This is a genomic window from Psychrobacter sp. 1044 (assembly GCF_904846525.1).
In the GTDB taxonomy this organism is placed as follows: Bacteria; Pseudomonadota; Gammaproteobacteria; order Pseudomonadales; family Moraxellaceae; genus Psychrobacter.
The window spans coordinates 160822-172582 of the sequence record NZ_CAJHAZ010000003.1; the positions used below are offsets into that span (position 1 = coordinate 160822).

Here is an 11761-nt window from a genome sequence, read left to right on the forward strand (position 1 = left end):
CCTTGATAAAAAACAGCTGTCGCGGCGTTACTGTCAGTATAAATCTTCTATAGCGACAAATATATAACTAATAACTAATATTCATAATTAATATTTTAAATCAAAACATTAATTTATGTATTGATGGATTCGGTTTTTATCAGCGTCTGTGGTTAAGTACCTATTAATGATAGATGTGACCGTATCAGAAAAACATTTTTTAACTGCATTTACGATATAAGGAAAGCCAATTATGAGCGCATCTAAGCGCAAGGCAACGCGAGCATCTTGGCTGACAGCGTTATTTGCTCGCATAAAGGCTTTAATTGATGGGGAGCTGGCGCATCTGCTGACAGTGAACCGTAGTAAGAGACCGTGGCATATGCCGATTATCGCGGCGATTGCGATCAGTTTCCCTGTGTTTGTGGGCGCTTATTTCGATGCTTTATCGTCAGGTATCAAAGCGTCTTTGGGGGCGATGGTTATTTTGAATATACCGTTAGTGGGCAAGCTGCCGTATCGATTGGTGACGGTGATGGCTTGGGGTTTTGCCATGTCGCTGTGCTTTGCGCTCGGTCTCATTGCTCAGCAAATCCCGCTATTAAAACTGCCGATATTTACGCTCATGGCGTTTGGTATTGTGATTTTTGGACGTTATTATCGTCAGCCACCGCCAGCGGGACTGTTTGTGATGATGGCAGGCGCTATTGCGCTATTTATACCGCTGCCTTTGGAAGACATCTTACGTGCAACTGGACTGGTGATGCTTGGCAGTGGCTTTGCTTTAGTGATGGCATTGCTGTATTCGTTATTTTTACTGGCGACGCGCCCAGCAACGCCGACGCCTACTTATAGCTACGAGCCAGATACTATTACTGAAAGTGTGATTGTCGCCAGTTTTGTCAGTTTAGCCTTGCTCATCGCCGTCACTTTACAGCTGTCCAACCCCTATTGGGCAGCAGTTAGCTGCTTTTTGATTATCCAAGGTATTCATTTGCGTACCATGTGGATTAAGCAAATACATCGTTTACTTGGTACAGTATTGGGCGTGGTTTTGGCGAGTTGGATGTTGTCTTGGGGATTGTCAATATGGGGTGTCGCACTGGCGATACTGACGATGATGCTTTGTATCGAGACGTTGGTGGATCGACATTATGGTTTGGCAGTCATATTTATCACGCCGCTGACGATATTTATTGCAGAATACGGCAGTGGTCTACCGTTTTCTGAGTCCGCCTATCAAGAAGTGATTCGCACGCGCCTTTTTGATACTGTGATTGGCTGCTTGGTGGGTCTGAGCGGCGGAGTAGTGATGCATTCGACCAACTTACGCATACCACTACGGCGTATCGAAAACTGGCTGCTGGCGCGCTTTGGCTAATTGATGAGTGTCAAATCATCAGTACGTTTGAAATCAAGTATTAATCAAAGTCGCATGAGCTAAGTTCATGCGACTTTTTTCATATCAATTTTCGATTAACGATTGTGTAACGCTTCGGTCGCTTGCGCAACATCGATCGTATGACCTGTCCAACGCTCAAAACTTAGCGCTGCTTGCCCGATGAGCATGCCATAGCCATCAGAAATCTGCGCGCCACGTGCAGAAAAATGCTGCAAAAACGGCAGCGTGCGTCCGTACATCATGTCATAAGCATAGTCACCGTTTAGCGTGTCGCTTAGTGGTAGCGTATCTGCTGATAAACCAATAGAAGTCGCATTGATAATAATATCAAACTTTCCATTTAAATCCGCTGTGCGACAAGTTTCAATCTGCTGCTCATGAATAGCAGTGCTTGCCGCGCTAAGCTCAGTGACTAACGCTGTTGCCTTGCTCAGCGTACGATTGGCAATCGTAAGATGTGCGATACCGGCTTCAATCAATGGCAATATCACCCCACGTGCTGCGCCGCCTGCACCAATGAGTGCCACACGTGCACCATTCAATGGCCAACCCAAACTTACGATGTGATTGACCAGTCCTTGTCCATCGGTATTATCGCCATACAATGCCTCGGTGATTGGCACGCCACTTTTCACCAGCGCTTTATTTAGTAACAGCGTATTGACTGCGCCTGCAGCTTTGGCATGCTCCGATAAACCACCGCGCGCCACGCAGCAGTCATAAGCGATTTGTTTAAAAGGTACAGTCACGTTGGCTCCAACGCCACCACCCTGAAAAAACGCCTCAAGCACCGCGGTAAAACTGGCTACATCATCGGGGCAATATTGGCGTTGATAGCTAATCTCAATGCCCGTCTGCGCTGCAAATAACGTATGAATTTCAGGGGATTTGCTGTGGGCAATGGGATTGCCGATAACGATAAAATGCTGGGTCATAATGGGTCTGCTTGCGGTAAGAGGCAAAAATTAATCAGCGGAAGGGCATTGATATGCAATCATCATAAGGGATAACGCAATATTTGACAAATCGGTGGTCTAACAAGTAAACACTTGAATAGGTAGGTTTTTTGACAGGTTAGGTCTTTAACAAATCTGTACTGTCTGGGAGCGTTATCCGTAACGTAAAGGGTGGTCAAGTGTTAAGCAGTTGGGTAAACTAGAGAGCATGAAATTTTTATATTGATATTTTGGCAGTTGCATAACTATCAGTAACTGAACTGTCAAACACCAAGTCATAAGAAACTGACATAACAAACTGAGTCATACAATACCAAGTATAAGAACGCTTGTTTATAAAATATAATGTCCATTATCAGCGGCCTATCTGCCTGCTCGTTAATACTATTTTGAGAATCATCTAAAAGTGTGAGTAAATTGCCCATGTGGAATAATAGCCTACAGACCCTCTTAGTCGGTACGATAATGGCAGTCGGCGTGTCGCTCAGTGGCTGTGATAGCAGTAAAGACGACGCCCAAAACCAAGATGCCGATATGAGCGAACAAAGCGTCGCTGACGATGCGCTAGTACAGGACAATGCTGCGCCGAACGCCGATTTAGACGGCGCTACTGCTCAGCAAGGTACACAAGTGAAATATGACGTTGCGGGATGGGGCACTAAAAATGTAGCGTCACTGACCGTCGATAATTTAGATGAGATCAAAGCGACTTTTGGTAAGGTCATGAGCACTGACGAGAACAGCCTCGACTATGCCAGTAATCCAGCCGCCAAATATCGTTTTATGGATACCGATGCGCCGTATTTGGATCTGATTGATTCTGAAAAGTATCTCGAACTGGGCTGGTACTTTGCCAATCCTACTGACTCTGATAAAGAAAAAGAGATAAGTCAAAACCATGCCGAAAAAGCGCATAAGCTTGCCCGCCAACTGATGGGTGAGGAGGGCGGACAACTGATTTCTGATATGCTTAATGGTCAAATTATCAAAAATAAAGTCATCGGTGGTCAAAAAATAGAACTGGCAAAATGTGAGTTCTACAGTTGTATGTTGGTCATCAATAAATCTGCTGCCCAAACAGATAAGAAGTAAGCTGTGCTCGCTATCATGCCGCTCAATAATTGGCTATGCATACATCCATCAAGTGCTACGACGGATATCTCAGACACAGTATCGCTAGACAATCGTGGGTTGGCATATGGCGATGGATTTTTTACCACGATGGGGGTCATCGATGGGCAGATACTGTGGTTGGCTTATCATCAGCAGCGCCTTGTTTCCCATGCTGAAGCTTTACAACTTGAATTAGACAGTCATTCTGTCATGGCTTTATTGCAGACGCATGCCGAGCAACTACAACAAGGCATGCTGAAGCTTATGGTGACTCGCGCCGTGCAAGATATCCGTGGTTATGGCTATGTGCCAACCACGTCTGGTAGTGCTTGTGAGATTTGGCTAAAATCCTCTGCGATGACCGTCACTACGACTGAGCAATTACGCTTGCCTAATGGATGCTTAATCCCGATGCAGCCTATCAGTTCTGCCATTTGCCTATCTTCGCAGCTTGCTTGCTTACCGCAACCATTAGCCGGACTCAAAAGCCTCAATTGCCTTGATAATGTGCTGGCAAGTGGCGAGCTACAAAGCATCAAAGCCAAAGTATTGGAAGACAATATCAAACCCAGCATCAGTGAGGGGCTGCTACGAGATATGAGTGGTCGTTGGGTTGAAGGTACGATGAGTAACGTCTTCTATCAGTTGTCAGACTCGCCTTTATCAACACTATCATCAGAAAAAACGTCATCAGAAAAATTGTCTACGCTACCGCTTTATGAAGACAATGCAAACTATCTAACCACTGGTCAATGGTATACACCATCCATGGCGAAATCTGGCGTCGCTGGCGTGATGCGGCAAGTGCTTATCGATGCGTTATCGACTAGCAAACATCCCGTCATTATCAGATCATTAAAAGATGAGGATTTGCCACGACTAAGCCAGCTATTCTTTTGCAATGCGCTGCGCGGTGTCATGCCAATGAGTAGCCTGACGTTATTATCGGGTGAAATGGTGAGATTTTGAGCGATTCTAATCGTATTTAAAAATATTAAACTTGGTATCAATAAAGTCATCTGGGTACAAAATAACTTCCTCATTGTGATACATATCTTGCGCTTTTAATAGTGCTTCTTGCTCGTTCTCTGCGTTAACCTCCACGATATTATTCAACGTCTCGACAATCTCTATCTGAAAGGCTCTCTTCAGTTTTTTATCTACTTTCATCATTACTATCCCCGATATACGCTTATCAAAATTTCCTGAGTATTTATATATTCTAGGTTAGCAAAGGCGCTTAAAAAGAAGTGATCGTCTTTTGTTACGTAGACTTGTGCGATAAGGAAAATCGATCAATGATAGTGTTTTGATAAGGAGAGATATCCATGGACTACATCTACGAAGATGAACGAATACCTTTACAAATCCGTCGACTATTAATTTTTGATGAGATTTGCAAATTAGCAAAAAAACAACCTGATGAAATTATTCATTTATCAAGATTCACTGAATTGTCGCTCGGTGTTATGTATTTGAAAGACTTTAAAAAATTTATCGCGTTTGGCGGCGTGTTTGAGTATGCAGAAACAAGAGAAGAAGTTATCGAGCAACGCATTAGAGTTTTTCCTAATGATGAACCAGTCACACGTGCGCTGACAGTCAATTTAAAGCAGTTTACTCAGCCCGCGCGCACAGCTATACAGCTAGTTTGGTATTGGAATAAGTATGTTAAAAATAGAATGCACGCTTATGTCGATTATCGAGAAGAGCACTTTTTTAAAATCAATGATGAAATTGATGGAGAGTATCCACCGCATAAGTTTCATGGCCGTTTAGTTGCAACGGCACGTTTACCTTTATGGGACGATAGAGAGGAATTAATTGCAGATGTCTACCGTAATAATAAAGGGCAACCAAGACCTGAACGCTTCAATGAGAAACGTTTAATATAATTTTCGATAATGCCCGCGACCGATAAATTCAATAATGCCTCTATCACGTAACACTTGTAGCTGCTGACGAATTTTATCTTTAATATGATTGTTTTCGGGATGCTTAAGCTTTAATAGTTCAGCAAAAGCATAAACCTGATTGAGAGAAAAATTAACGTTCAGTTTATCAATACATTGCCAAACATCTAACGTCCAACCACGTGAGGTCGTAGATTGCTCGCGTAAAAACAAGGTTTTTTGAAATTGCTCGGTGACATTATCGCGTGGTATGACTTGCTGGTTTTTCACCAAAAATACTTTGCCTGATTCGGGCACTTGTCGTAAATCAATATTGCAACCAACCCAACCGGCACGTTTGGCAGTGACTGATAAAGGCTTACGTTTAACAATCATATCAGGCTTAAAAAAATGCTTAGGAATAATCAGGAAGTTGTTAACGCTATATTCTTGAGAATAGGTTAAAAAGAAAAAGTTAGGATTATTGTCGCTACTGATACGCTCAATCATGGTGTCATAAGCGCCATCATTGATAATATTGCTTAACTTTGCTTGCTTACTTTTTAGCTCATATTGCTCATTACAATTTGCACAATAAAAGTCAGCGACAGGCTTATTGTTAGTAAATTCCGCCAATGGTTCAGCATCGCAATTAGGGCAGTAACTTTGCTTAGCAACCCAATCCTCGCTTAATACACGAATTTTTTGAGGTTCGGATTTGTAGTTTGCAGCGAGACTTTGATTAAAATGTAGGTTCATAACCAGTTTTCGTTATTAGAGAAAAGGAAAAACAACAAAAGAAGGTAGAAATATTAGCCCATATCAGCAGGCGTAAATACCAAGATAATTCATAAGCTAAGCAAATACCATTGAAAATCGCACGGTTCAGTGCTAAATTCTAGCAAACTTCTGCCTCGCGAGTTGCCATGAGCAAGCCTACATCTGAAACGCCTCCTGAACGCCCTAATGAAACGCCATCGAATAAACCAGATAGCAGTGTTGAGGAGCGTGTCGATACCACACTACCGGACACGCAACCAGCAGTTGATGGGGTAGAGGAAACGCCAGCGACAGATGTGTCACTCATCAGTGGAGCGGCTAAGCCACGCGAATATAAAGCGGATAATCAATCGTTCTTTATGCAGCGTGGTTATCAAGTGTTGCTAGTGTTGGGGCTTATCGCTGCGTTTTTCTTAGTGATGGTCTATCAGACATTGTTTGGGCGGATTGAGCAGCCAAAGCAAATGGTCACCATTGAGCAGGGTCAGAGCTATTACGGCTTACTGCCGCAGTGGCAACAGCAAATCCCGCTGTTCTCTGCCACGATTGCCAAGCTCTATATGAAAACACAAGTCGATGGCCCCTTACATGCTGGTATTTATCAATTACCAGAAAACCCTACCTTTGCTGAAACGCTACATATACTTGGGCAAGGGGTAAAAGCATCGATGGTAAAAGTGCAAATCATTGAAGGCAAAACCTCTAAAGATTTATATCAAACATTGAGGGACAATAAAGGCATCAAAAAAGAGGTGCTGACCGACGATAGTGGCAATGATAGAGACAATGCTGGTATTGCTCAAGCGTTGGATTTGGTCGGTATATTGCCAAATGAAGTGATCAATAGTAACGACCCTATCGTCAATCACAATCTTGAAGGTTGGTTTGCCCCCGATACTTATTACTATGGTGAAGGCAGCACTGATAAGCAGGTATTGACCGATTTATATAAGCGTCAGCAGCAAGTATTGACTGAAGCGTGGGAAAATCGTGCGCCCAATTTACCTTATAAGACGCCTTATGAGGCGTTAGTGATGGCCTCTATTATCGAAAAAGAAACCAGTGTGGCAGAAGAGCGTCCTTTGGTCTCTGCGGTGTTTAGAAATCGTTTAGATAAAGGCATGCGAATGCAGACCGATCCGACCATCATCTATGGTATGGGCAGTCGCTATGAAGGTAACATTCGCCGTAAAGACATTGATGAAAAAACGTCTTATAACACTTATCAAATTGACGGCCTACCGCCAACACCTATCGCGCTACCATCGGCTGCCTCTATCGAAGCGACCTTGCACCCAGCAGATAGTGACGCATTGTACTTTGTAGCGACGGGTAATGGCGGGCACAAATTTACCAATAGCTTGGCGGCGCACAATCAAGCGGTAAAAGAATATCTCGGCGTCATGCGTGAAAAAAAATCACAAACCCCGCCGCAGTAATTCAATCCTCTATCTTTTCTTAAAAACCTATCGTGAACTGAGCGTTATGCAACTGTCTACATAACGACATAACGCTCATCAATGACATAAGGTCATATCATGTCAGCATCTATACAAGACCATGTATCTCAAACAGTCCAGTCGCAAGCAAGTCAGCCCAAAACAAGCAATGACATCAATGATATCGCACTCAATCAAGGGCGCTTTATCAGTTTTGAAGGTACTGAGGGCGTAGGCAAAACGACTGCCATTGAGCAGCTGTGCACACGCTTAGACGATAACAATATTGCGTATCTGCGTACCCGTGAGCCGGGTGGTAGCCCGTTTGCAGAACGTTTGCGCGCTATATTATTGGACCCTGCGACCGACATCAATGATGATACAGAGCTATTGCTACTATTTGCGGCGCGCTGCGATCATATGCAGCAAGTGATTTTGCCAGCGCTACAACGTGGGACGTGGGTAATATGCGATCGTTTTACCGATTCTACTATTGCTTATCAAGGCTTTGGGCGCGCACATGGCGATGCGGTGGTACGAGCCAAAATTGAATCACTTATCGAGCAGTTTGTGCCGCAACTACCTAAGCTGACATTGTGGCTGGATTTGCCCGTATTAGAAGGCATGGCACGCGCTAATAAACGTAGCGCCGCTGATAGATTTGAGCAGCAAGCGACCGAATTTTTTACTTGGGTACATAAAGGCTTTAACACGCTGGCGACTCAGCATCCCGAACGGATACAGCGCATTGACGCATCAGGCACAGCCGATGAGGTGAGCGCGCGAGTATGGCAGGCGGTACAAGGCAGATTTGATGTTTCGTAACGGATTTTATACAGCCATCACCTAGCCAAATAAAAAGCCCCAACATTGCGTTGGGGCTTTTGTGTTTTATAAACTGTTATATTCTATAAAGTATCAAAACAGTCATCAAGATATTGTCAAAACTGTGTTAAAACAAAGCTGTGGCAAAGATTATTCATCCTGTTTATTCACCGCTTTATTATCTGAAATTTCTTGAACATTGTCTTTGTTAATGTTGTCTTTAGTAATATCGCCATCAGAGCTTGCATTGGTTGTATTATCTTGACCAGAGTCGGGTAGACGATTTGGATCAAGCGCGCCCTTCTTGGTTTTAGGTGCGTTGCCATTACCATTCGTACTACTATTGTTAGACACCTTATTTTTAGGCATTGCCTTCGAAGTCGCTGTCGAGTTGGCTGACATGACGCCTTTATTAACGACGTCAATAGACTTATCTTTTGACGTTATTACTTTGTCATTCAAGGTGTTTGGCGTGGTTTTAGTTCCAGCACTGCTGCTCGAATGGTTTGATACCTCAGTATCTGCATTTTGCTCAGCGACTCTCTGCTCAGTGATTTTCTGCTCAGCGATTATTTCTTTAGCGCTGTCGCTATCAGTGGCAGTGGATTGTTCTGTTGCATCAACACTATCATCGCTCAGCTCTTTTTCTTTACGCTTTTCAGGCGCTTTTGAGCTGGACTCAAAGTTAGCATCAGCTGCCAGTCGCGCCTGCTCTTGTTTAGGTGTCACGTCGACAGGTTTTGGCTGTACTTCATCTTCCACTACCAGTGAGATGAGCTTGCGATCGCGTGGCACGATGCCATCAAACTTATCGGTAATGACGTGTAGCTTGCCTTCTTTGTCGATTGTATACAGCGGCACGAATTGCTTATTGTCGGCTTTGTATTGCTCAAAGCTGTAGCTGTCAGTGATGTTGGTAATCTTGATACGGGCTTTTTTCGACAGCATACTGGCAAGCTTGGTATAGGTGACGTCTTTGCCAAACAGCCACTGCGAGTGGAAGTTGCCTTGCTTATCATCGCGCTCGCTTTTGACCTTTTCGTCGCTGAACTTGAGACGGTACAATTTGCGCTCACCAAATTCATGACGATAATGAATCTCAGACAAGGTATTCATCTCTTTGTCCATACTCATGGCAAACAGCCGACCGATACCGATCAGGTCAAGATGATGATCGGCGTGATCAGAGATGGGATTGCCAAAATAAGTACGTAGACCGCTCATGCGTGCGCGGGCAATATTGGTATAGTTGTTGTGTGCGACGATGACATCAAAGCCCTGATCTTTTAGAGAAGTTGCTACCAAAAGGGCAATGGGATTTGAGCCGACGATAAGAATACCATTGGTCTCAGGCTCACGGACACCCAGCAAGTTGCCGACTATTTTCGCCCCCAAGCCCTGAATCATAACCGTGCCAATAATGACCATGAATACTAAGGGCACAAGCAGCTCAACACCTTGGATATCGTACTCTTGCAGACGAATAGCAAACAGTGATGAGATAGCTGCAGCGACGATACCACGTGGCCCAATCCAACTAATCATCAGCTTTTCATTGGTCTTTAAGTTTGAGCCAATAGACGATGCCCAAACGGATAAGGGTCGCGCCACAAACATGACGATAGCAAGTAATACTAGCCCTGCGAAACCAACACTAAGTAAGCTTTCTAGCTCTACACGTGCTGCAAGGATAATAAACAGCACAGAGATAAGAAGGATGGTTAAAGATTCATTAAACTCTAAAATCGTATCGCGTGGGAATTTTGGCCAATTCGCCAATGCCACGCCCAATACGGTGACTGTCAATAGCCCAGACTCATGCTCTAAATGGTTCGATACTGAAAATAACACCAAGACAAAGGCAAGCGTAAAGACATTACGTAAAAATTCAGGAATCATATGCCGACGCATCAAGAAGGCAAGCAGCCAAGCGCCTGCCATACCCATCGCTGTCGCTAATACCACGATTTTGGCAAACAATAAGATACTGCTGGCTTCGCCGCCTGAGATGATGTATTCATAGACCAAAACCACGGCAATAGCGCCGATTGGGTCAATGATGATACCTTCCCATTTGAGGATATTAGAGATCGTCTTATTGGGACGCACACTACGTAATAGCGGCATAATCACCGTTGGACCCGTGACGCACACGAGCGCACCGAACAGCAAAGCAATCAGTGGATCGACATCGAATAAGAGATAAGTCGATAACGCCACGATAGCAATGGTGATAAGTACACCGACCGACACCAGCATTTGCACCACGGTGCCATGCTGTTTAATCTCGTCAAACTCTAACGTCAGCGAGCCTTCAAATAGGATAATCGCCACGCCCAAAGAGATGAAGGGGAACATCAGCTCTCCCAGCACCAAGTCAGGATCGAAGACTCCCAGCACTGGGCCCACGATAATGCCAATCAGTAATAAAAATAAAATGGACGGTTGCTTTAAATACCAAGCCAACCATTGGGCAGCAATGCCAATCCCAACCACGCCAGATAATAATAGGGCGGTATCCATAAATTGATCCTTTTATAATCTTGTCGTATTTTATAGCTATCAACCGTTTTTTTAGAGTAGCGGCCGCCAGTAGTATAATAATAAGTTGACGCTACTCGCTATAGAGACACATCTCTATAAAACGTAAGCGACGACAATGGTATCCATCATGAATCACAACATGAGCTAGATATGATATAACTACTATAGAGTAGTAAAGACAAAAGCATTGCTAGAAAAAATCGTCAATCTCATATAAATCGTATATGGCATCAAGCTCGCTCAGTCTATTATTGATAGTACTGTCACGCGACTTTTTTTATCCATTTATCTTGAATCGACCATCGCATTATTCTAGTAATACAAAAGATGAACAATAAGGGTGATAATAGCCAGCTTTATAAAACAATAGTCAATAATGATTATTTATAGACTTTAGTTTGCTTGAAAAGTTATTTGGCTTGCTATCATAACATGCTTTTATTTCATGCTGAGCAAGGCCGTATCTACCACGATATCAGTAGGAAGCGGTAAAAATATACAATAACTGGGTCAAATAATTGCGCCTTGGGTTATCCTACATGATCGGAATAATGACAAAATAGCACGATGACTTATCATACAGTAGCCGTCTTTATCATGCACCTAGCGAGGATTATCATTGTTTTGGGGTGTTCATATAAGGAAAGGTGAATGGTCGATGGCATAAGGGTATAAAAAACAGTAATCTAATAAACGACTAGATAGCGACTAAAAAGGTTGGCCGTCATAACATTAAGTGCCGATGCAACGTTTGTCATATACGGATTTGGTTAAAATTAAAACATCGTATACACATCACTAGCGATAGTAGCCAAAACATAACCATTAAAA

The 11761-nt window shown here is 43.5% G+C and carries 10 protein-coding genes; 6 read left to right on the top strand and 4 right to left on the bottom strand.

Annotated elements, in window-relative coordinates; all coding sequences use genetic code 11:
* Positions 1-232: 232 nt before the first annotated feature.
* Positions 233-1360 (top strand): FUSC family protein, encoded by a 1128-nt coding sequence (locus tag JMX82_RS03230; protein ID WP_201539452.1) that lies wholly within the window; start codon positions 233-235, stop codon positions 1358-1360.
* A gap of 95 nt (positions 1361-1455) precedes the next feature.
* Here JMX82_RS03230 and aroE read toward each other — a convergent pair whose 3' ends face one another.
* Positions 1456-2316, bottom strand: a complete 861-nt coding sequence (gene aroE, locus JMX82_RS03235; RefSeq protein WP_201539453.1) for a shikimate dehydrogenase — start codon at positions 2314-2316, stop codon at positions 1456-1458.
* A gap of 444 nt (positions 2317-2760) precedes the next feature.
* On the opposite strand from aroE, the gene JMX82_RS03240 reads away from it, so the two are divergent.
* Complete coding sequence (locus tag JMX82_RS03240; RefSeq protein ID WP_198330902.1) at positions 2761-3429, top strand: hypothetical protein; 669 nt, start codon at positions 2761-2763, stop codon at positions 3427-3429.
* A 3-nt stretch (positions 3430-3432) separates the two neighbouring features.
* Entirely contained in the window at positions 3433-4419 is a 987-nt protein-coding gene (locus JMX82_RS03245; RefSeq protein ID WP_227676273.1) for an aminotransferase class IV, read from the top strand.
* A gap of 6 nt (positions 4420-4425) precedes the next feature.
* Here the strand turns inward: JMX82_RS03245 and JMX82_RS03250 are convergent, their stop codons facing one another.
* Positions 4426-4620, bottom strand: a complete 195-nt coding sequence (locus JMX82_RS03250; RefSeq protein WP_055123619.1) for a DpnD/PcfM family protein — start codon at positions 4618-4620, stop codon at positions 4426-4428.
* A gap of 158 nt (positions 4621-4778) precedes the next feature.
* On the opposite strand from JMX82_RS03250, the gene JMX82_RS03255 reads away from it, so the two are divergent.
* On the top strand, positions 4779-5345 hold the full coding sequence (locus tag JMX82_RS03255; protein WP_201539454.1) for a hypothetical protein: 567 nt from the start codon (positions 4779-4781) through the stop codon (positions 5343-5345).
* Here the strand turns inward: JMX82_RS03255 and JMX82_RS03260 are convergent.
* Positions 5337-6101, bottom strand: coding sequence for a DpnI domain-containing protein (locus tag JMX82_RS03260; RefSeq protein WP_201539455.1), 765 nt, complete (start codon positions 6099-6101; stop codon positions 5337-5339). The two genes, JMX82_RS03255 and JMX82_RS03260, sit on opposite strands and share 9 nt — an antisense overlap.
* Positions 6102-6268: 167 nt before the next feature.
* On the opposite strand from JMX82_RS03260, the gene mltG reads away from it, so the two are divergent.
* Together mltG and tmk are read left to right on the top strand one after the other, a co-directional pair.
* The gene (gene mltG, locus JMX82_RS03265) at positions 6269-7561 is read left to right on the top strand and encodes an endolytic transglycosylase MltG (protein WP_055123616.1); all 1293 of its coding nucleotides are present in this window, start codon (positions 6269-6271) and stop codon (positions 7559-7561) included.
* Between the two features lie 99 nt (positions 7562-7660).
* On the top strand, positions 7661-8386 hold the full coding sequence (tmk, locus tag JMX82_RS03270) for a dTMP kinase (protein WP_201539456.1): 726 nt from the start codon (positions 7661-7663) through the stop codon (positions 8384-8386).
* A gap of 150 nt (positions 8387-8536) precedes the next feature.
* Here tmk and JMX82_RS03275 read toward each other — a convergent pair whose 3' ends face one another.
* Positions 8537-10909 (bottom strand): cation:proton antiporter, encoded by a 2373-nt coding sequence (locus JMX82_RS03275; RefSeq protein ID WP_227676274.1) that lies wholly within the window; start codon positions 10907-10909, stop codon positions 8537-8539.
* Positions 10910-11761 lie beyond the last annotated feature (852 nt).